The 20876-nt window shown below is 62.1% G+C and carries 22 protein-coding genes; 8 read left to right on the top strand and 14 right to left on the bottom strand.

Going from position 1 to position 20876, the window contains the following annotated elements; genetic code table 11:
* Positions 1–45 precede the first annotated feature (45 nt).
* The 3 genes from O5O48_RS08110 (at position 46) to O5O48_RS08100 (ending at position 4563) form a co-directional block, all read left to right on the top strand.
* On the top strand, positions 46–1227 hold the full coding sequence (locus tag O5O48_RS08110; protein ID WP_228246873.1) for an acetyl-CoA C-acetyltransferase: 1182 nt from the start codon (positions 46–48) through the stop codon (positions 1225–1227).
* A gap of 172 nt (positions 1228–1399) precedes the next feature.
* Positions 1400–2461, top strand: a complete 1062-nt coding sequence (locus O5O48_RS08105; RefSeq protein WP_233048363.1) for a hypothetical protein — start codon at positions 1400–1402, stop codon at positions 2459–2461.
* Positions 2458–4563, top strand: coding sequence for an enoyl-CoA hydratase-related protein (locus O5O48_RS08100; protein ID WP_269688588.1), 2106 nt, complete (start codon positions 2458–2460; stop codon positions 4561–4563). Before O5O48_RS08105 ends, O5O48_RS08100 begins: the two co-directional genes overlap by 4 nt.
* Here O5O48_RS08100 and O5O48_RS08095 read toward each other — a convergent pair.
* The 6 genes from O5O48_RS08095 to O5O48_RS08070 form a co-directional block, all read right to left on the bottom strand.
* Positions 4549–5226 carry an MOSC domain-containing protein gene (locus tag O5O48_RS08095; protein ID WP_269688587.1) on the bottom strand — a complete coding sequence of 226 codons (678 nt, stop codon included), beginning with the start codon at positions 5224–5226 and terminating at the stop codon, positions 4549–4551. The two genes, O5O48_RS08100 and O5O48_RS08095, sit on opposite strands and share 15 nt — an antisense overlap.
* Before the next feature lie 58 nt (positions 5227–5284).
* Positions 5285–5707, bottom strand: coding sequence for a hypothetical protein (locus O5O48_RS08090; protein WP_228246869.1), 423 nt, complete (start codon positions 5705–5707; stop codon positions 5285–5287).
* 87 nt (positions 5708–5794) lie between these two features.
* Positions 5795–6358 carry a CPCC family cysteine-rich protein gene (locus O5O48_RS08085; RefSeq protein WP_269688586.1) on the bottom strand — a complete coding sequence of 188 codons (564 nt, stop codon included), beginning with the start codon at positions 6356–6358 and terminating at the stop codon, positions 5795–5797.
* 53 nt (positions 6359–6411) lie between these two features.
* On the bottom strand, positions 6412–6801 hold the full coding sequence (locus O5O48_RS08080) for an MmcQ/YjbR family DNA-binding protein (RefSeq protein WP_228246867.1): 390 nt from the start codon (positions 6799–6801) through the stop codon (positions 6412–6414).
* Positions 6802–6817: 16 nt separating this feature from the next.
* Entirely contained in the window at positions 6818–8401 is a 1584-nt protein-coding gene (locus O5O48_RS08075) for a sensor histidine kinase (RefSeq protein WP_269688585.1), read from the bottom strand.
* Positions 8402–8540: 139 nt separating this feature from the next.
* Positions 8541–9536 carry an AraC family transcriptional regulator gene (locus O5O48_RS08070; RefSeq protein ID WP_269688584.1) on the bottom strand — a complete coding sequence of 332 codons (996 nt, stop codon included), beginning with the start codon at positions 9534–9536 and terminating at the stop codon, positions 8541–8543.
* Positions 9537–9639: 103 nt separating this feature from the next.
* On the opposite strand from O5O48_RS08070, the gene O5O48_RS08065 reads away from it, so the two are divergent.
* Both O5O48_RS08065 and O5O48_RS08060 read left to right on the top strand, forming a co-directional pair.
* Entirely contained in the window at positions 9640–10572 is a 933-nt protein-coding gene (locus O5O48_RS08065; RefSeq protein ID WP_269688583.1) for a sterol desaturase family protein, read from the top strand.
* Positions 10573–10597: 25 nt separating this feature from the next.
* Positions 10598–11317, top strand: coding sequence for a pseudouridine synthase (locus O5O48_RS08060; protein ID WP_269688582.1), 720 nt, complete (start codon positions 10598–10600; stop codon positions 11315–11317).
* Here the strand turns inward: O5O48_RS08060 and O5O48_RS08055 are convergent.
* Both O5O48_RS08055 and thpR read right to left on the bottom strand, forming a co-directional pair.
* Positions 11287–11664: a cupin domain-containing protein gene (locus O5O48_RS08055; RefSeq protein WP_228246862.1), complete on the bottom strand. Its 378-nt coding sequence runs from the start codon at positions 11662–11664 to the stop codon at positions 11287–11289. The genes O5O48_RS08060 and O5O48_RS08055 overlap by 31 nt on opposite strands.
* Positions 11664–12197: an RNA 2',3'-cyclic phosphodiesterase gene (thpR, locus tag O5O48_RS08050; protein ID WP_228246861.1), complete on the bottom strand. Its 534-nt coding sequence runs from the start codon at positions 12195–12197 to the stop codon at positions 11664–11666. The genes O5O48_RS08055 and thpR overlap by 1 nt, the downstream gene beginning before the upstream one ends.
* A gap of 183 nt (positions 12198–12380) precedes the next feature.
* Here thpR and O5O48_RS08045 point away from each other — a divergent pair, with 183 nt between their 5' ends.
* Positions 12381–12764 carry a MarR family winged helix-turn-helix transcriptional regulator gene (locus tag O5O48_RS08045; protein ID WP_228246860.1) on the top strand — a complete coding sequence of 128 codons (384 nt, stop codon included), beginning with the start codon at positions 12381–12383 and terminating at the stop codon, positions 12762–12764.
* A gap of 14 nt (positions 12765–12778) precedes the next feature.
* Complete coding sequence (locus O5O48_RS08040; RefSeq protein ID WP_269688581.1) at positions 12779–13534, top strand: siderophore-interacting protein; 756 nt, start codon at positions 12779–12781, stop codon at positions 13532–13534.
* A 63-nt stretch (positions 13535–13597) separates the two neighbouring features.
* Here O5O48_RS08040 and O5O48_RS08035 read toward each other — a convergent pair whose 3' ends face one another.
* Positions 13598–14506 (bottom strand): LysR family transcriptional regulator, encoded by a 909-nt coding sequence (locus O5O48_RS08035; protein ID WP_228246858.1) that lies wholly within the window; start codon positions 14504–14506, stop codon positions 13598–13600.
* 281 nt (positions 14507–14787) lie between these two features.
* Here O5O48_RS08035 and O5O48_RS08030 point away from each other — a divergent pair, with 281 nt between their 5' ends.
* Complete coding sequence (locus tag O5O48_RS08030; protein ID WP_233048375.1) at positions 14788–14982, top strand: hypothetical protein; 195 nt, start codon at positions 14788–14790, stop codon at positions 14980–14982.
* Between the two features lie 53 nt (positions 14983–15035).
* Here the strand turns inward: O5O48_RS08030 and O5O48_RS08025 are convergent, their stop codons facing one another.
* The 5 genes from O5O48_RS08025 to rbfA form a co-directional block, all read right to left on the bottom strand.
* Positions 15036–16727, bottom strand: a complete 1692-nt coding sequence (locus tag O5O48_RS08025) for a hypothetical protein (protein WP_269688580.1) — start codon at positions 16725–16727, stop codon at positions 15036–15038.
* A 150-nt stretch (positions 16728–16877) separates the two neighbouring features.
* Positions 16878–18986: a polyribonucleotide nucleotidyltransferase gene (gene pnp / locus O5O48_RS08020; protein WP_228246855.1), complete on the bottom strand. Its 2109-nt coding sequence runs from the start codon at positions 18984–18986 to the stop codon at positions 16878–16880.
* Positions 18987–19073: 87 nt separating this feature from the next.
* Positions 19074–19343 carry a 30S ribosomal protein S15 gene (rpsO, locus tag O5O48_RS08015; protein ID WP_088276391.1) on the bottom strand — a complete coding sequence of 90 codons (270 nt, stop codon included), beginning with the start codon at positions 19341–19343 and terminating at the stop codon, positions 19074–19076.
* Between the two features lie 190 nt (positions 19344–19533).
* The gene (truB, locus tag O5O48_RS08010; RefSeq protein ID WP_269688579.1) at positions 19534–20454 is read right to left on the bottom strand and encodes a tRNA pseudouridine(55) synthase TruB; all 921 of its coding nucleotides are present in this window, start codon (positions 20452–20454) and stop codon (positions 19534–19536) included.
* Between the two features lie 3 nt (positions 20455–20457).
* Positions 20458–20844 (bottom strand): 30S ribosome-binding factor RbfA, encoded by a 387-nt coding sequence (gene rbfA, locus O5O48_RS08005; protein WP_088276389.1) that lies wholly within the window; start codon positions 20842–20844, stop codon positions 20458–20460.
* Between the last annotated feature and the right edge of the window lie 32 nt (positions 20845–20876).

Genomic DNA, 20876 nt, shown 5'->3' with positions numbered 1-20876 from the left:
TGCTTGTGCACTCGAAAAACAGTGCCTGCATAGAGGAGCCCGTTCATGCAAGAGGTCGTGATTGTTGCCGCCACCCGTACCGCCATCGGCAGTTTCGGGGGCCAGTTTGCCAAGGTACCCGCCCATGAGCTGGGTGCTACCGTTATCCGCCGCTTGCTCGACGAAACCGAAATCGATCCGGCTTCGGTTGACGAGGTCATCTTCGGCCAGGTTCTGACCGCAGGCTGCGGCCAGAATCCCGCTCGCCAGGCTGCTATCCACGCCGGCCTGCCGCACAGCGTTCCCGCTCTGACCCTGAACAAGGTCTGTGGCTCCGGCCTCAAGGCATTGCATCTGGCCGCTCAGGCCATCCGCTGCGGCGATGCCGAAATCATGATCGCCGGTGGCCAGGAGTCCATGAGCCTGTCGCCGCACATCATCCCGACCTCCCGCACCGGTCAGCGTATGGGTCATGGCCAAATGATCGACACCATGATTCAGGACGGCCTGTGGGATGCGTTCAACAACTATCACATGGGCATTACCGCCGAAAACCTGGTCGAAAAGTACGGCATCAGCCGCGAGGAGCAGGACGCCTTCGCCGCCGCCTCCCAGCAGAAAGCGGTTACCGCACGCGATACTGGCGTATTCGATCAGGAAATCACTCCGGTGAGCATTCCCCAGCGCAAGGGCGACGCCCTGCTGATCACCCAGGATGAGCAACCCCGCGCCGGTACCACTGCCGAAAGCCTCGCTGCGCTCAAGCCTGCATTCAAGAAAGACGGCAGCGTTACCGCCGGCAACGCCTCCAGCCTGAACGATGGCGCCGCTGCAGTGCTGATGATGAGCGCCAGCAAGGCCGCCGAGCTGGGCCTGCCGGTGCTGGCCCGCATCGCCTCCTACGCCAACGCCGGCGTTGATCCGGCGATCATGGGCATTGGCCCGGTTTCAGCCACTCAGCGCTGCCTGGCCAAGGCCGGCTGGCAGGTTGCCGATCTGGATCTGATCGAAGCCAACGAGGCATTCGCGGCTCAAGCCCTGGCTGTCGGCAAGGAACTGCAGTGGGACGCCAGCAAGGTCAACGTCAACGGCGGTGCCATCGCACTGGGTCACCCGATCGGCGCCTCCGGCTGCCGTGTACTGGTGACTCTGCTGCACGAAATGCTGCGCCGCGACGCCAAGAAAGGCCTGGCGACGCTATGCATCGGCGGCGGCCAGGGCGTTGCTCTGGCGCTCGCCCGCGACTGATCCCCCTTCCGGCGGCGCCTTTCAGGGCGCCGCACTTTTGCTCATCACTTATCTACACTGAACTGATCCGGGTCGGTCCGGTCATAGCCTGCGCGGCCTTACCGTCACGGAAAGTCGCACGGGCCTGCGCCGCGCATCCGCCTGATTTGACGTTCAACCACACGAGCCCTGCATGGACAGCCAGACCAATCACTCTGCCTCCGCGCCAGCCGCTGTTTTTCTCATTGATGGCCTGCGCACGCCCTGGGTCAACGCCGCAACGCTGCAGACCAGCGGCTTTGGTCTGCTCGACCTGGCGCTGCAGTGCGGCGCACCGCTGCTGCTGCGCTGTGCGGTTCCTGCGCACCGGCTGGACAGCCTGATTCTCGCGGCGGACGGCGCATCTCAGGTACACCCCCTGCGCAAACGCCTGCGGCTGGACAGCACGACCGAGCTGTATCAATGCAGCCATGGCCTCTCGGCAGTTGCGCTGGCCAGCCAGCAGATTCGCAGCGGCGACGCCGACCTGGTGCTGGTCATCAGCGCCGATCGGCAAGCCGCACCCCAGGAGCCACTGCTGACGTCCGCCAAGCGCACAGCGCGCATGTTCGATATACAGGATGAAGACGCCAGTGCCTTCGCTGAAGCCAGTCGCCTGCGCGCTGACGATGCCGAACAGGGCGGACTCACTGCCCGTCACCGTGTAACCCTGTTCGATAGCCAGGGGCGCACGCACAACGAAGACCAGGCGAACGCAGTGGCGGGTGCCTGCGCCCTGCTGCTGGCCTCAACGGCGGGACTGCAACAGCTGAAACGCGCGCCGCTCGCCCAGCTCGGAGCCGGCACGCATGCCCAGGCACCGTCTGACTACCCGACGCTGGCACCCTTGCTGGCGTCCACACGCCTGCTGCGCCAGCAGCGGTTGTCGCTCGACGATATCGATCAATGGGAGCTGCCGGAGTCGCCTGCACTGGCACTGCTGAGCCATCTGGCCGCCTGGCAGGATGCCGATTTCTGCCGCCGTCAGCTTGAGCTGGAACAGCCCGTCGGCCGTCTGGACCCGTGCAGCCTCAACGTTCACGGCGGCAGTCTCGCCCTCGGCACACTGAGCGCGGGTGACGGCTGCCGCCAGGTGCTGCAGCTGGCGGACAGCCTGCAACGTCATGCGCTTTGCCGCGGCATCGTTTGCGATCAGCACGCCGACGGCCACGCGCGGGCACTGCTGATCAGCTACCCACAGGAGACCAGCGCATGACCGAGGCGAGCAACCCGCTCACGCTGCGCGAACGCGAGCTGGGGCCGTTCAACTATCTGGAACTGCAGCACCCTGCCCAGTCCACCTGGCGCCACTGGCGCCTGCGCCGGGACGAACGCAACGTAGCCTGGTTGCTGTTCGACCACGCCGACAGCAACGCCAACCTGCTCTGCGTGGCGGCGATGACCGAGCTGGGCGACGTGCTGGCCAGCCTGCGCCGCGACATGCCGGCTGCGCTGGTCATACGTTCGGCCAAGCCGTCCGGGTTCTGCATGGGCGCTGATCTGAAAGACTTCCGCCAGCTCGACAACGAAGCCGATGCGGTGCGGCAACTGGTCGACGCCCACCTGCTGGCCCAGCAACTGATCGACCTGCCCTGCCCGACCCTGGCTGTGCTGCATGGCGAGACCCTGGGCGGCGGGCTGGAGCTGGCGCTGTGCTGCGACATGCGGCTGGCAACGCCGGACACCCGCACCGGCCTGCCGGAAATTCGAGTTGGACTGCATCCCGGGCTGGGCGCTACCGCACGCTTGCCCGACCTGATCGACCCGATGCTGGCGATGCGCATGATGCTGACCGGCAAGGCGCTTAGCGCCGAACAAGCCCACAAGGCAGGGCTGCTTGACCAGGTCGCTGCCGAGCACAAGCTCAGGCCGCTGATCTACGATGCCCTCAACGGCCGGCTGGAGCTGCGGCGCCGTAACCTGAAAGCGCGCCCGTTCCGGCTGAACTGGGTGCGCCGACTGGCCGCACTGGCCATGCGCCGTCAGGCCGGCGCCAAGGCCGACCCGCGCCACTACCCGGCGGCTGAGGCCCTGATCGAGCTCTGGCAGCGCCACGGCGGCCAGCCCGACCTGCTGCTGCACCGGGAGATCTATTCCTTCGCGCGCTTGCTCAATAGCCCGACCAGCCGCCACCTGATTCAGTTGTTCTTCCAGCGCCAGCGCCTCAAGGAGCTGGCCGCCGGCAAGGAAAGCCGTCGCCTGTCCCAGCTGCATCTGATCGGCGACAGCGAAGACGGTATTCAGCTTGCGGCACTGGCGGCGCTGGCCGGCCTGCGCGTCAGCGTTGGCGGCTCGGCAGCCAGCATGAGCGCCTGCATCGGGCAGATCCGTCAGCAGGCCCGCGGCGACGCACAGCGCCAGCAGGCGCTGGACGCGCTGGTTTTTGATCCGCAGCACCACGGGGTGACGCTGGCCGATGCTGTGATCGACGGCCAGCAGGCGGATATGGAGCAGCGCCGCGCGCAACTGCAAACACTGGAAACCAGCCTGCGCCCGCAGGCCCTGGTGCTCAGCTTCGCCGATCCGGTAGAGCCGCTGCGCGCCGCACTCGGCGATGCCGGCCGCCTGCTGGGCCTGCGCTTCGCTTCGCCAGAGCGCGGCGCCCTGGTCGAGATTGCCGCGCATAGCACCAGCCGCACTATCAGTCAGCAGCACGCCCGTCAGCTGGTCGGCCAGCTAGGCTGTCTGCCGCTGCCGGTCAGCAGCCAGCCGGGTCTGTTGTTGCGCCGGGTGCTGGCACCCTGGCTGCTGGAAGCCATGTTGCTGCTGGAGGAAGGAGCCAGCGCCGACGCCATCGAACAGGCGGCCCTGGCGTTCGGCTGCCCCCAAGGCCCGCTGGCAATTGCTGAGGGATGGGGCCTGAGCCACTGCCTGGCCCTGTTCGAGCGCCTGCACGGCGAACGCGACACCCCCTTGTCGGAGCCCCCTGCCATCCTGCGCAACAGCGTCGAGCAGGGGCGCACATCGTTGCTTGCCCCCAAACGGCGCCGTTGGAAAACCGGCAAAACCCGGTCAGCCAAACTCAGCGCCGACCAGGGCGACCGGTTGCTGCTCAGCCTGCTCAATAGTGCGGTACGCGCCTGCCGTCAGGGTATTGTCAGCGACGCGGACATGCTGGATGCAGCTCTGGTGCTGGCAGGCTATTTCCCGCCGTTTCGCGGCGGGCCGCTTTGTCACGCACGCGAAACCGGACATGCGGCGATCGTGCAGCGCCTGCGTGAGCTGAGTAACGATCTCGGCCCCCGCTTTGCGCCGGACCCGGGCTGGCAACCGGTGGTCGAAGACGCGGCCCCTGGGGAGCCTTTACAGGCCGGGTAGCGGCTGGGTCTGCTGCTCGGCCCGGCGGAGCTTCTGCTGCATCTCGGCGCGCATCTTCTCGGCCAGCGGTGCGTCCAGCAAGCGGCGCAGAAAGGTCGGATTCAGGCCCTTGCTGTGGCAGTAGCGGAACACCTCATTGATGCTGGGGAAGGCCGTATCACCCGGGGTTACGGCTAGCGTCTGTCCGACGCAGACGACACCTTCGTTGAGCACCCGCGCGTAGGCCCCACAGCGTTCGGCTTGCACGAACGCCTTGGCAAAACGGCTGTCGCCCACCCGCGCCGCCAGCGTTGAACAGGGAATCCGCGGCGCAGTGATTTCCAGCAACAACTCGCCGATGCGCACACGGTCGCCGATGCGCAGCTCCGGCCACCAGTGCGAGAGAGTCAGGTTCTCGCCAAAAAAGCCGGGCTCAAGCGGCCGCTGCAGTTGTTCGCTCCACCAGTCGATGTCGTCCTGACTGTAGAGGTAGACCGCCTGATCGGGGCCGCCATGGTGCTTGAGGTCGGCAATAAAATCCCCGGCAATGCCGCCGGCACCGATCAGCACTTCGCCGCTGCGGGCCTGTTTGAAATGCCCGGTACGGGTTAAACGCGTACCAATGCGCAGTGCCTGCGGCTCGGCGGCATTGATCGACAGCAGGGTAACGGCGGTTTCAGTCATGATGGGCGCTCATCCGGCGTGGGAAAGCCCCCAGTCGAGCGGATATGCCCCAGTGCTGTCAACCACGGCGCGCCAGATAGCCCCGCGCCAGAAACAGAAAATGCGCGCTGCCGATCAACGGCAGGACCACTAGCATCAGATTGGCAGCCGGCGATAACGTCCAGTGACTATAGAAGGTCAGCAGGCTGGCCACACCCAGCAACAGCATGATCACGATGGCCCGGGGCGAAGCCACTTCACGCGTCGGCACAACCACCTTGGACACCAGCTGGATCAGAGCCCAGAGGCCGCACAGCCCACCAAGCAGTAACAACGTAAGCAGCCAGGCGAAGGGTTTGTCCGCCTCGTTGGCAAAGGCCATCGGCAGCATCAGCACACCTAGACCAATCAGCACCACCAGGCTGCCAAAACACACTACGGCCTCAAGCAGGTACCCTCTGCCACTGGAACGCAGCAAGCGTCGAACGGCACTCTCTCTCATGCGCCAGATACTCCCGATCCTGCAGCTGTCTGTATCAGCGCAGAAAGCACAAGACATGTTCCGGACATAGGCTGGGCCTGCAACTCGTCAGTGATAATGCAATGCACGGTAACGCCGCCGCGCTTGCCTGTCGACCCGCGCAACCGATGCCGGATCGCAGGCGCCCAGCGTCAGTACGTTCTGCCGTCCTGCCGCCAGGGTCAGATGGTTGGGCGCGCTGAATTCTGCCGGGGCACGCACGCCGTCATCTTCCCAAAAGCAGACAGGGCAGATTTCATAGCCGCTTTCACTGCTCAGGCTGAAATAATCACAGCACGGGCAGGGAAACATCGGCTCAGCCTCACCGTCGACCTGCTGGACGATCATGCCGCGTTCGCTCAACGCCTCACGCAGATAGCTGTTGGTCACGCCATACAAATCCTCAACCAGACTGGCCTGTACCAACGGGTCCAGCTGGCTGTCGTTCGGGTTGGCAGGCTCAACGCCGCGACATACCAGCGCTCTTAGCGTGTCAGGCAGGGCAGCCACCTGCGGATCACCCTCACAGAAGCCGCAGAAGAACCAGAAGGCAACAACCTCGGCACGCTCTGATGGGGCCATTTGCGCCATCATCAACCTGGCCAGTTGTGCTTTTGCCTGCTCTCGCTGCATCGGTTTTCTCCATGGCACGCTTTCCCACTTCAAAGCGTAGCAGGCGCACACCATCAGATTCCGCCGGCTGCGCCTCGATACAACGCATCATGCCCATGGCGCGCCTCCAGCCCCTGCCGCACGGCTCGCGCCAGACCTTTGACCACCAGAGCGTAAGACTGATCAATCAGGCGCTGCAGCTCGCCCTCAGGCAGGCTGCCGTCGTTACGGACCGTATTCCAGTGGCGCTTGTTCATGTGATATCCGGGACTGACCGCAGCAAACAGGTCACGCAGGCCGACCGCCTCTTGCGGATCGCACTTGAGATTGATGCACTCGCAACCGGCCCGCTGGAACACCAGCGCAAACAGCTTGCCTTGAACCCTGAAAACCTGGGCCTGCGGACCGAACGGATAGGCCTCCTCGGCCTCGGGTTTGCTGCTCAGGTAGCCTTGCAAATCCATCTGCGCCCCTTGTTGGCTAGTGTGGGTCAGTCGTTAATTTGGGAATGTGCAGGGTGAAGCAGGTGCCCTGCGGAGAGGACACAAAGTCAATCCGTCCGCCCATGCCCTCGATCAGCCCGCGGGCAATGGCCAGCCCCAAACCTGTTCCCCCTGTCTTGCGACTGCTGGAACCGTCAGCCTGAGTGAATCGATCGAAAACCCGGGGCTGAAACGCCGGCGGAATGCCATCGCCCTGGTCGGTAACACTGACGCGCCAGGTACGCTCATGCTCATCGGAATGCACAGCAATACTGACCGCTGAGCCAGCCGGGGAGAACTTCACCGCATTGGACAATAGATTATCCAGCACCTGACGGAATCGGGTGGCATCCACCCGGACCCAGGCTTGCGGGCAGGGATTGTCGTAGATCCAGCGGATTTCATGCTGCGCCGCGTAGCCGGCGTTTTCCTCAATCGCCGCCTCCAACAGTGCACTCAGTCGCAGCGGCTGCATATCCAGAGGCAGTTGTCCGGCCGCCAGCTTGTCGATATCAAGCAAATCACTGATCAGCCTCAGCAGGTGCTCGGCATTGCGGCGCGCCACCGCAACCAGGTCCTGAGCCTTGTCGGAGAGCTCCCCCACGACCCCGCCAGCCAGCAGGCTGAGGGTACCGATAATACTGGTCAACGGTGTGCGCAATTCATGATTGACCGTTGAGACAAAGTCGTTCTTGAGGCGCTCGTTCTCGGCCCGCATGGCCTCACGCTCGCGCTGCTGGGCAATGGCATTGCCCCACGCATAGCCCAGCAGCAGCAGAATCAGCGCCAGACCCGCGTACAGAGTCCAGTGCCGCAGTTGCACACCCGCCGCCGGTTGGCGGTTCTGGAGGACCAGTCGCCAGGTCACGCCGGGCAAGTGAATGGGCATGCTCTGCTGCACCTCATCTGCGACCAGCGCGTCACCCCAGATCGGTACCACCTGCCCATCGGGCTCGACGCGCTGCAACTGAATGTGCAGATCCTGCCAGCGTGGCTCGGTTTCCAGCATGCCCAGTACCAGATCAGCATTGATCACGGTGCTGACCAGCCCCCAGTAGCGGTCATCCATGAATACCGGGACCCGATAGAGCAGCGCCTGCCCGCCCTGCACCAGCTGCAGCGGCCCAGCCAGCACGGGTGTGCCAGTCTGCATCATCCGCTCAACGGCGGGCCACTGGGCCGGGGTTTTGCGATAATCGAGCCCAAGGGCGGCCTCATTGCCGGCAAGGGGATAGATCAGCGCAATACGATTATCCGGCGCAATACCAATGTTACGGATATCGGTAGCACCGGCCAGCATGCTGGCAAGCCAGCCCTCGATGGACTGCCGGTCCGACATGCCCTTCTGACTGTGCAAAAAAAACACCAGGCCACGCGTCAGATAGATGCCATCGAGTAACCGGGTCTCGAGCGTGCTGCGCACATCAGAAGCGCGGATGATCAGATCATGCTGGACCTGTTCGCGCTCAAGCGTGCGCCATTGCCAGACCAACAGTTCAATGGCGAGCACACCCAGCACAGCCAGGAGCGAGAGGCTGACAAGCAAACGGCGAAAGCGCCTTTCCAGCCGCCACCAGGTCATGGTTTACCCACCAACAGCCCTGGACAGAGGCCAAGACTCCCAAGATCAGACCTGCGGAATTGAATAAACGGCATGCGGCAGATTTCCGTCAAAATGGGTAGTCCGTACTGTAAGCTGAAACGTACCGCTGCGCTTGGCCCTATCGCAGGGTACGACGCCAGCGGGCAGGTGTTGTCCCGGTCCAGCGACGAAAAGCCCTGTTCAGGGCACTCTGCTCGGAAAACCCAAGCAAGAGCGCAACCTCACCGAGTTGCAGCGTCGAGTCTGCCAGATAGGCTTCAGCAAGCCGCTGCCGGGTGCGATCGAGCAAACTCCGCCAAGTCAGGCCGCGCTGCTGCAGACGACGTTGCAGGGTTCGTGCAGACAGACACAGCTCCTCGGCAACGAGCTCTAACCCAACCTCACCCTCCGGTAGCCGACGCACCAGCGCCCGCTGCAGTGCGCAATCAAAGGCATCCGCTCCAGGCAGCGCCAGCAGCAGAGCCCTGGCCTGTTGATCCAGCTGCTCGCGCACGTCCGGATCACTGTGCGGCAGTCGGCAGGCCAGCCAACTGACTGGCAATGCGACCTCGGTAGCGGCAGCGTCAAATACGACCTCACAGCCAAAAAAGGCGTCATAGGCCGCGCGCGAACGAGCATCAGGCGCGGGAAAGACAAATCCGACCCGAGCCACAGCCGATACCTCCGGCAGCAGCCGTCGCAGAAAACTGACCAGCGCTGCAATGGCAACGGTATCGGCCGAGGCCCCGGTACTGGCATCAGCATCCCAGCAGAGCACAACCAGCTCACCCTGCACGCGTACACGAACCAGTTGCTGACCGTAGAACAGCTGCTCATAGCGCTGGTAGACCTGCAATGCCTCGCCCAGCGTATGGCTTGCAAGGCTAAGGTAGCCAAGTACGCCGACATGCCGCGGCCGAACTTGCGCGCCTATCTCCAGCGCCGGCACAACCGCCGTTGCAGGCAGCATACTGACGCGCTCCAGCAGTTGCTGCCAGAGTGCCAGAGGCACCGCCTCGTCCTGACGCCGACTATCCAGCAGCAGGCGCAAATCCGGGGCGGGGAACTGGTAAAGATCAAGCCAGTCAGTCAGCAGCTGTATCCAGCCGCCGGTGACCCGCATGGGCATGGCCATGGTGATTCCTGTTGGCGTATTGGGTCAAAAATGCAGCATATCTGGTCAATATTCAAGCGGCGCTATGGCGCATCATCACATTCGATAGCACCTGGAGGGGATGATGGAACGCCTTTATGACAGCTTTGCCCAGGTGCTCGCAGACAGCGGCCTGACGACCCTGCTGAACGCTCTGCCCGCCTGGCTGGCATTCGATGAGCGCCAGCTGATATTCGTCCTGGCGACGCCGGTGTTCATCGGCGTATTCGTCTGGGAGTACCTTAAAATCCGCCACGACCACAGGCTGGTCGACACCCGGGAGTCCGTGCGCAACTTCATGCTCGGAGCCGGATACCAGACGACAGAGTTACTGTTCGCCGGCCTGATTGCCTTCCCGGTTCACGCACTGGCCTACCAGCATCGCCTGTTCGATATTCCGCTGACCTTCACTACGGCAGTTCTGCTCTGGGTGCTGACCGACCTGTGCTTCTACTGGATGCATCGCAGCTCCCACCGAATACGCTGGTTCTGGGCCGCACACGTGACCCACCATTCCAGCGAGCGGATGAACTTCTCCACCGCCATGCGCCAGAACGCGACCAATATCTTCAACGGCGGCTGGCTGTTCTATGTGCCGCTATCGCTGCTGGGCTTCAACCCCGTATGGATCGGCGTCTGCTATGCCCTGTCACTGGTGTATCAGTTTTTCATCCATACCACCCTGATCGGCAAGCTGCACCCGGCTATCGAGTATGTGTTCAACACGCCGAACCACCATCGGGTTCATCACGCCCGCAACCCCGGTTACATCGATACAAACTACGGTGGTGTCTTCATTCTCTTTGACCGGCTGTTTGGGTCATTTGCCAGCGAGCGCGACGATCAGCCGATCGAGTACGGCATTACCCGACCTGTCTGCAGCAACAGTCTGTTGGTCAACTGGCTGCACGAATACCGCGACATCGCCCGCGACATGCGCAAACCGGGCACGCTTTGGCAGCGCCTGCAACATCTCTGGCGCCCGCCGGAGTGGGAGCGCACCCATCGCGAGGAGTGATGGCAGACGCGTATACTCCGCGACCATGAAACTCGACCGATTTATCAGCAATAACACGCCCCATAGTCGGCAGACCGCGCGCCTGCTGATTGCCAGCGGCCGGGTAACCGTTGCCGGTAAGCAGGTCTTTGACCCGCGTTTTGAGGTCGACCAGTTCGTGGCTATCTGTCTGGAAGAACAGCTGCTGCAATACCGTCCTGCATTGTTCCTCATGTTGCATAAACCGGTCGGCTACCTGAGCGCCACCCGCGACCCGCAGCACCCAACCGTGCTGGAGCTGTTTCCTGCCGAGCTGCGCGCGGAGCTGCATATCGGTGGCCGCCTGGATCGCGGCTCCAGCGGACTGCTGATTCTGACCAACGACGGCAGCTGGTCGAGGCGGCTGACAGAGCCCAGGATAAAGCTGCCCAAGACCTATCACGTCACGACACTGCGGCCCATCACCAGCGACACCGCCGAGCGTTTTGCTGCCGGGATCTACATGACCACCGAGCAGCTGACCACCTCACCGGCGCAACTGGAGCAGCTCGGTGCACGAGAATGCCGGCTAACCATCTACGAAGGCCGCTATCACCAGATCAAGCGAATGTTTCATGCCGTTGGCAATCAGGTGGCTACCCTGCACCGCGAAAGCATGGGCGCGATTCACCTCGACCCTGCGCTGCGCCCAGGGCAGTACAGGGCCCTCACCGCTGCGGAAGTCGCCTCGGTCGATCAACCGGCCACCGGCTCCAGATCCTCGTAGCAGCCCGGCACAAAGCGCGGCGTGCATAGTGCCAAAAACACCAGCACCTGCTCGCCGACGCAGCGGATACGCTGCGGGCAGCCCGCCGGGATGACCACCACATCACCGGCGCCCACCAGCCGGGCCGGCTGATCTGCCAGTTCGACCAGCCCCTCACCTGCCTCGATCAGATAACGTTCGGTCACCCCGTGCAACCGATGCCAGCGAGTCTGCCCGCCCAGCGGCAGGCGCGCGCGAGCCACCGACAACAGCGGATCATCCGCCGCATTGGACAGTTCATGGATATAACAGCCTTCGTCAAAGTAATACTCGGCTGCGGGGTCGTAACGACGAATCAATGGCTGCATCAGCCCTCCAATGGATAACGCGCCAGTACCGAGTAGCGCGAGCCACCGGAGCCAGGATCGCTGTTGAACAGGCAAAGCTCTTTCACCTGCCAGGGCGACGACAGCAATCCCCGCCGACGCTGGAGGAAACCTTGCAGAGGCCCGCTGCCCGAGCCGCAGCGCGCCAGCGTGACATGCGGCACAAAGCGCTGCGGATCGGCGGCGCACCAAGGGGCGATCAGCTCGTCGACCTGCTCACGCAGCGCCTGCAGCGGCGCTGGCGCAAGCACGCCAGCCCAGAGAATACTTGGCCGTTGCGGCGAGCCGAAATAGCCGACTCCGCCGAGCTGAAGTAAAAACGCCGGCGCATCAAGCGCAGCCAGCGCCGATGTCAACTCGGCCACCTGCAGATCTTGCACATCACCGATGAAACGCACAGTCAAATGCAGCTGCGCAGCCGTCTGCCAGCGCAAGGAAACAATCGGCTCCCGCAGAGCCAGTAACTGCTGACACTGATGTTCAGGCAACTCCAGACCAAGAAACAGGCGCGGCATCAATTTCCTCCACTAGCTCTTTCCCTCTCAATGTAGCCACTCGTCGGCACAGCCGGCAATTGATTGACACAGTCAGCCAAAACAAACATAGTTGACAAAATCAACTTAATTACAGCCAAATCGATGCAACGCCCATCACTCAGCCACGCTCTGCAGCAAGTCGCTCACGCCTATCGAAGCCACATGGTGCAAACCATCCGTGACGCCAATCTGCCGTTGCCCGGCACCCATGTCCGCATTCTCAAGGCAGTGTGCTATGTGGAGGCTTGTACCGCCCGGCGCATCGCCCAGCGCATGCGCCGTGACAAGGCACAGATCACCCGCGTACTCAATGATCTGCTTGAAGCAGGACTGATCAGCAAGGCCTGCAACCCGGCAGACAAACGCAGCCAGTTGCTGCACCCAACCCCGGCAGGCGAGGCAATGATGCAGCGCATTCAGGAACTTGAGCAGCAAACGCTTACACGCATGACCCGTGACCTGACCCAAGCAGAGGTCGAGCACTTTATCCGTATCGCCTGGCATATGACCCAAAACCTGGAAGGCGACCTGCCACCAGACAGCTGATTGGAGAATTATCCATGGCCAAACCCGCACCACGGACCCTGCAGGTCCTCCGCAAGCAGCCAGTGACTCGCAACATGCTGCGAGTCACCCTCGGTGGAGAAGGCATGCAAGCCTTCCCGGATGCCCAGGCCGGCGCTTATATCAAACTGATTTTCCCGGCGACCGCCACCCAGCCCCAACGGATGCGTACCTATACCGTGCGCGCCCAGCGTCCAGGCGAGATTGATGTCGACTTTGTCCGCCATGCCGACGGCGGTCCGGCCTCAAGCTGGGCCGAGCAATGCAGCCCTGGCGATACCATCCTGATTGGCGGGCCTGGGCCGCGCAAGCCACTGCTGCAGGACGCCGACGGATTTGTTGTAGTCGGTGACATGACTGCCCTGCCGGCTATCAGTGTCAATCTGGAGTCCCTGCCGGTCAGCGCCTGCGGAGTCGCGGTACTGGAAGTGATCGATCCGGCGGATATTCAGCCATTGAACGCGCCAACCGGTATCGCGCTGAACTGGCTGGTCAACCCCGAGCCCGGCAGCAACCCTGCGGCACTGGTGGAGCGTCTGCGCCAGATAGACTGGCCGGCAGGTCGCGTGAATGTATGGGCCGCGTGCGAATTCGCCAGCATGCGTGCATTGCGCCAATTCCTGCGAGAGGAACGCCAAATCGTCCGCAGCGACCTGTACATCTCCAGCTACTGGAAGCATGGCGCCAGCGAAGACCAGCACAAGCAGGAAAAGCGGGTCGATGCCGAACAGGACACCCGATACTCCGAATGAGGCTGCAGCCGGTGCAGCAGCGCCAGCTCGATTTCCGGCGTGACCGGTTGCAGGCGTAGCCCATCAACGCGCTGCCCGGTCGCCACGCTGCGCCAGGGTTTCCACACAGTGATCGATAAAAGCACGCACCGGCGGCAGCATGCCGCGGGGCGTGGTGAAGACCATGTGAATCTGGCCTTCCAGTGCATGCCATTGGGGCAGGATGTGAACCAGCCGGCCTGAACGAACCTCCGGCTCGCAAATATGTTCAGGCAACAACACCACGCCCTGACCGGCGACTGCCGCCTCGCATATCAGCTGCAGATCACCACAACTGAAATGCGGAGCATGATGAAGATCGCAGGTCTCCCCTGCGTCATTGGCAAACTCCCAGCGATCCCGTTCCAGCATCTCGCCAACCGATAAGGTTGGGAAGCGGCTGAGATCCTCCAGCTGCGCTGGCGCGCCACCCATTCGCTGCAATAGCGTTGGGCTGGCAGCCAGAATACGTGCGCCTACCCCAAGCGAACGCATAGCCAATGACTGATCGGTATCGAAACGGGTTGCGACTCGGAAGGCAACATCAATGCGCTCATTAATCAGATCAATCCGCTGACTGGACAGCCGGATCTGCACGCGTACTTGCGGATAGCGGGTCATGAAGTCGACCAGGGTATCGCGCCCCAAGTACTCCAGCATGCCGGAAGACATGCTGACTCGAACCGTACCGGACACCTCATCACGCGCTGTCATCGCCAGCGCCTCGGCCGACTCCAGACGCTGCAGGATCACTTCGCATTCACGGTAAAGCTCGCGCCCCAGATCCGTCACCCGGAAGTGGCGAGTGGAGCGCTCGATGAGCCGGGCGCCGAAGTGTGTCTCCAGCCGCGCAACCCGCTTGCTGAGTTTCGACTTGCGCTCACCCGTTGCTCGTTCGGCGGCCGCAAACCCGCCAAAACGCACTACGCGAGCAAAGCACAACAGATCGTTCATATCCTGCATCGGAAGCGCCACCAGGGTTGTTCAGAGGGACCCGAATGCACAGTGAGACGGGCGTAAACGGGCCTATTGTTTCCAAAAAGGAAATTCTGAATCGCCAAATAGTGCGCTACTGCGACACTTTGTCGCTGCCATATAGTGACCACACCGCCCTTGCGACAGGTTCTCGACAGAAAGTCGACAACCAGAAATCCTGCAAAAACAGAAACAGTTTCAGAATATTTCAGAAGTATACGCTGGAACCGGGGCGGTACTCATCAACAGGAGAACCCTGCATGAAAAATCTGTCAGCATTGATTGTTGCATCCTTCCTCGCCTCCAGCCCTGCTATCCAGGCCGATGACAACCGCCAGCGCCTACAGCAGAACAGTGACCGCACAGCCAGTCAAAGTACCGCTGACTATCTTCAGGAGCTCATCGAGGCGCAGGCACGGGCCGATACCGACACAGACGACCAAGGCAAGGCCTGATACCCCATTAGCAATAGCGAGCGCTTCGGTGCAACCCGGGGGCTCCGGCTTACTCACGACAGCTGTGGCAAGAAAAGCAGCAGCGCCAGAGTCACCGGAATCAGAATGGCCCCCATCACCGCCTGCGGGTGGCGACAGCGCCACAGTGCCATCCAGACAGCCCACGGCGGACTCAAGCGCGAGGCTTTGAGCCGCGGGAAGACCAGCGTCTCCAGCGCCTGACGGTCAAACACCGGCTGCATTGGGTTGCCCAGAAACAGCACAAGGTCATCCGCCATCAGATGGGTCGCGCTATAGCGTACCTCGGCCAGCGGGACGGTGCGCTGCCTGCCTTGCCCCTCCAGGATCAACGCCCGATCGGACACCCCAAGCCGCTGCTGCGCCGAGGCCCGCAGATCATGGATCATGAGCCCCAGGCAGAGCGCGCCGTAGCACGCCAGCAACACCAGCGGCCAGGCGGAGCTGCCCAGCATCACTATCTGAAACAACACATACCCGAGTGCTGCAACGACCAGCACCAGCATCGGCATGATCCAGCGCAGGCGCCGTTGCAGCCGATTGGGTAGCCAGTAGACGTCGCCTCCGGGAATCGGCGCAGGTTCTGCCGCGACCGCCGCAATGAACCCGCGACCGGCCAAACCACGGAACTGCGCCAGGGTTTCCTTGCGCTCCAGCAACCACGCCGCGGCAAAGCCAGCGACCAGGCTAAGCCCCATCACCCCAAGTCCCAGCCACCCCAGCCAGCGGTAGTGCTCACGCTGCTGCGTCGCCTGCTGCTCCAGCGAGGTCAGCGTCGGACTCGCTATCGCGGTCGGGTGTTCGCCCTGACTATCCAGCAGGAAAAGCCGTTGCGCGGCACCGTCGACCACCCACAGACGTTCACGCCAAAACTCGAATGCCAACGGATCACCGATCAGCTCGGCAGCAGGCGTGGCAATGACCTTGAGATCGCCATCAAACTGAACCAGGCGGCCATCGCGCATGGCGTTATTGGCCAGGTTGACCAGCCAGCCATCCGCGCGTTCGGCAAACTGATGTGGCCAGCGCAGCGCGCCCTGGGCCGGCAGCGCAACATCGCGCCTTCGCGAGCCAAAGTCATCGACGCCGTCATCCAGCATCACCAACCGATGGTTATTGGTATCGGCGACCCAAAGACCATCAGCGGTCAGTCGAAGCTGATTGGGGAAACGCAGCAGTCCTTCAGGTGTGCGCTTCAGCTCAAGCTGATCGGCAGACAGGCGGTACACATGGAAGCCGGGCGTATCCGCAACAAAGAGAACATCGTCTGCCGCCAGCGCAAGACGAAAGGCACTGTCCATTGCCGGCAGCAGTCGACCGTAGGGTTCACAGGCCAGTTGAGGCAGGGCGCAACGATAAAACCCCTCAGGACCAACGGGAGCCCTGCCGGCGGTCTTCTGCAGCCGCAGGTAGCGCGCCAGCCAGTAGCCGAACCCGGCTTCTTCGGGGCGATGATAGACCAGCAGATCACCATTACTGAAAAAGGCATGGTCACCCACCAGAGCGATACCGGCCTGACCAAGATCCAGATGCTGTTGCTCCCGGCCCTCGTGATCAAGCCAGACCAGGTGAGAGCCGAGGCGCACAGACAGCCCGGCTGCCTGGGGCCGAATAAAGCCATAACCCGGAACATCCAGTCGCAACTGGTTGGCCCAGAGGTACCCCAGCAATCCAAGGGTCGTAAACAGCACCACACCCGCAGCCGCCAGCCGGGACGTCCCTTTCATTTCGCCGCTCCATCATTGCAATACAGCCAGAAGCATCACCCAGACGACCAGCGAACGCAAACAGGGTGTGCCAACCCGATCATGCAGGATGAATGCCCACAAAAAAACCCGGCCGAAGCCGGGTTTCCAGGTGCCTGAGGCAGCGGGTCGTCAGACGCCGCTGGTCTCGGCAGCTTCAACGTCCTTCATGGACAGTTTGATACGGCCGCGGTTGTCCACGTCCAATACCAGAACCTTCACTTCCTGACCTTCCTGCAGTACGTCGGTCACTTTCTCGATGCGCTCATTGGCGATCTGGGAAATGTGAACCAGGCCGTCCTTACCCGGCAGGATGTTGACGAAGGCACCGAAGTCGACAATGCGCTCGACCTTACCGGTGTAGACCTTGCCGATTTCGGCCTCGGCAGTGATGGCGTCAACACGTGCCTTGGCAGCGTTGGCGGCGTCCTTGCTGGCGGCGAAGATCTTGACCATGCCGTCGTCGGTAATGTCGATAGAGGCGCCAGTCTCGTCACAGATACCACGGATGGTCGCACCACCCTTGCCGATAACGTCGCGGATCTTCTCCGGGTCGATCTTCATGCTCAGCATGGTCGGCGCATTGGAAGAGATTTCCTTGCGCGACTCGGGCAGCACTTCGTTCATCTGCTTGAGGATGTGCAGACGCGCTTCGTGCGCCTGCTGCAGCGCGATTTCCATGATCTCTTCGGTGATACCGTTGATCTTGATGTCCATCTGCAGCGCAGTAACACCCTTCTCGGTACCGGCCACCTTGAAGTCCATGTCGCCCAGGTGATCTTCGTCACCCAGGATGTCGGTCAGAACAGCGAACTTCTCGCCTTCCTTGACCAGACCCATGGCAATACCGGCAACCGGCGCCTTCAGCGGCACGCCCGCGTCCATCAGCGCCAGAGAGGCACCGCAAACGGACGCCATGGAACTGGAACCGTTGGACTCGGTGATCTCGGAAACCACACGGATGGAGTACGGGAACTGATCCATGTCGGGCATGACAGCCTGAACGCCGCGACGCGCCAGACGGCCGTGGCCGATTTCGCGGCGGCCAGTACCGCCCATACGACCACACTCACCTACCGAGTAGGGAGGGAAGTTGTAGTGGAACATGAAGGGCTCTTTGCGCTCGCCTTCGAGCATGTCGAGCAGCTGGGAGTCACGTGCGGTACCCAGGGTGGTCACAACCAGCGCCTGCGTTTCGCCACGGGTGAACAGTGCAGAACCGTGAGTGCGGTCCAGAACGCCAACCTCAATATTCAGCGGACGGACAGTCTTGGTGTCACGACCGTCGATACGCGGGTTGCCGTTAACGATGCTCTCGCGAACTGTGCGGTATTCGATCTCGCCGAACACGTCCTTGACTTCACCAGCCGGGAACTTGCCTTCGTCTTCGCCGGACAGCGCGGCAACGGCCTGGTCACGCAGCTCGCCCAGACGGGTGTAGCGCTCCTGCTTGTTGACGATGGTGTAGGCGTCAGCAATGCCGGCACCGAACTGGCTCTTGATGGCATTGATCAGCGCGGTGTTCTCCGCCGGCGCCTGCCAGTCCCATGCCGGCTTGCCAGCTTCGGCAGCGAATTCCTTGATGGCCGCAATCGCGCCCTGGAATTCCATGTGCGCGAACAGGACCGCGCCCAGCATCTGGTCTTCGGTCAGCTCTTGCGCTTCGGATTCAACCATCAGCACGGCTTCTTCGGTACCGGCAACCACCATGTCCAGACGCGAAGTGGCCAGTTCTTCGTAGGTCGGGTTCAGCACGTAACCGCGCTGATCGTCGAACGCAACGCGGGCAGCGCCGATCGGGCCGCTGAACGGTACACCGGAAATGGCCAGGGCAGCGGAGGTACCGATCATCGCGGCGATATCCGGATCGGTGGTCTTGTCGGTGGAAACGACGGTGCAGACAACCTGCACTTCGTTCATGAAACCTTCGGCGAACAGCGGACGGATCGGACGGTCGATCAGGCGGGAAGTCAGGGTTTCCTTTTCGGAAGGACGACCTTCACGCTTGAAGAAACCACCGGGGATACGGCCGGCGGCGTACGTCTTTTCGATGTAATGAACAGACAGAGGGAAGAAATCGCGGCCAGCTTCGGGCTGCTTGGCGGCCACAACGGTGACCAGAACGCTGACAGCATTGTCGATACTGACCAGAACGGCACCGGAAGCCTGGCGAGCAATGCGGCCTGTTTCCATAGTGACTGTGCTATTGCCTAACTTGAATTGCTTGATTACCGGTTTCACGGTGTCTTCTCTCTCTTCTTTTGCCTTTGGGGGAAACTCTGGGCATGGCCGGGGATCGGACCCGGCCATGTCCAAACGGAGCTGGTCTTAGCGACGCAGACCCAGACTGCTGATCAGAGCGCTGTAACGAGACAGGTCCTTCGACTTCAGGTAGTCCAGCAGCTTGCGACGCTGGTTAACCATGCGAATCAGACCACGGCGGGAGTGGTGATCCTTCTTGTTCTCTTTGAAGTGGCCCTGCAGCTTGTTGATGTTTGCAGTCAACAGAGCTACCTGGACTTCCGGAGAACCGGTATCACCTTCAGCACGCTTGTACTCGGCAACGATTGCAGCTTTTTCTTCAACACTCAGTGACATCTCGTATTTCCTCTGAGGTAACAGGCCGGGACCAGTGTCCCGTGTTTTAAATCGAGGAATGACCATGCCTGTTGACAGCCACCCTCGTGGCGACCCGCTATCGGGTCAACTCCATGCCGAATCATACTCCCGAATGATCGGGGATTCAGCCAATTCTGTATGACGTCCCGGCGGCACAAGCCGCGGAACATCACGCCTCGAAGCGCAACAACCGCTTGGGCGCAACCCGAGCATCGTCGGTCATTTCGCCGATACCGAGAAAGCGGCCACTGGCATCGCGCAGGCGCACCTTGCCAAACGCCGGACTACCCGGTACGCGTACCGCCTGTCCGTGATTCAGGTAGTAGGCGGTCTGCTCGGTCAACTCCAGGACCGGCCAGTCTTCCAGCCCGCTATCCATCGGCAGCAGCAGATGATCAAGCGCCTCGGCGCCACCCTCGGCGTGCAGCGCCTCAAGCGCCTCCAGGGTAACCGATTGGGACAAATCAAACGGCCCGGCCTTGATCCGGCGCAGCGCTGACACATGCGCGCCACAGCCCAGCGCAGCGCCGATGTCCTCAACCAGGCTGCGGATGTACGTCCCCTTGCTGCAGTGCACTTCCAGCTGCAGACGATCGCCTTCCAGGCCCAGCACCTTCAGTTGACTGATGGTGATGGTACGCGCCTTGCGCTCGATGGTTTCGCCGGCACGGGCCAGCTTGTAAAGCGGCTGCCCCTCATGCTTGAGCGCCGAGTACATCGGCGGCACCTGATCGATCTCACCGGTAAAGCGCGGCAGCAGTGCCTCGACGTCAGCCAGCATCACGTTGAACGGCTTGATCTCCAGCACATCGCCCTCGGCGTCACCGGTGGCGGTGGTCATACCCAGACGCGCCTCGGTGACATACGCCTTGTCGGCGTCCAGCAGGTACTGGGAAAACTTGGTTGCCTCACCCAGGCACAGCGGCAGCACGCCGGTCGCCAGCGGATCAAGGCTGCCGGTGTGACCACCCTTGTTGGCGTTGAACAGCCAGCGCACCTTCTGCAGGGCCGCGTTGGAGCTCATGCCCAGCGGCTTGTCGAAAATCAGGATGCCGTCAATGGAACGGCGCTTGCTCTTCGCTCCTGCCACGGTTTACTCCTCGTCGCCATCGCCGTGCTGGCGATCCTCGGCCACTGCCCGCTCGATCAGCGAAGACAGATGCACGCCACGACGAATGCTCTCGTCGTACTGGAAATGCAGTTGCGGAATGGTTCGCAGCTTCATCGAACGCCCAAGCAGCATCCGCAGATAGCCGGAGGCATCCTTGAGGATCTCAAGGTTGAGCGCGATGTCTTCGGCGCTGTCCCGGTTCATCAGAGTGATAAACACCTTGGCGTGGGACATATCGCGACTGACTTCAACCGCGGTCACGGTCACCATACCCAGACGCGGGTCACGTACCTCGCGCTGAATCAGTTGGGCCAGCTCACGCTGCATCTGATCCGCCACACGCTGGGTACGACTGTATTCTCTTGCCATATTAACCGTCTCAAGCAACAAACTCCGGGCTG

The organism is Halopseudomonas sp. MFKK-1, assembly GCF_027474385.1.
GTDB lineage: Bacteria > Pseudomonadota > Gammaproteobacteria > Pseudomonadales > Pseudomonadaceae > Halopseudomonas > Halopseudomonas aestusnigri.
This window is presented reverse-complemented; position numbering and strand designations above follow the sequence as displayed.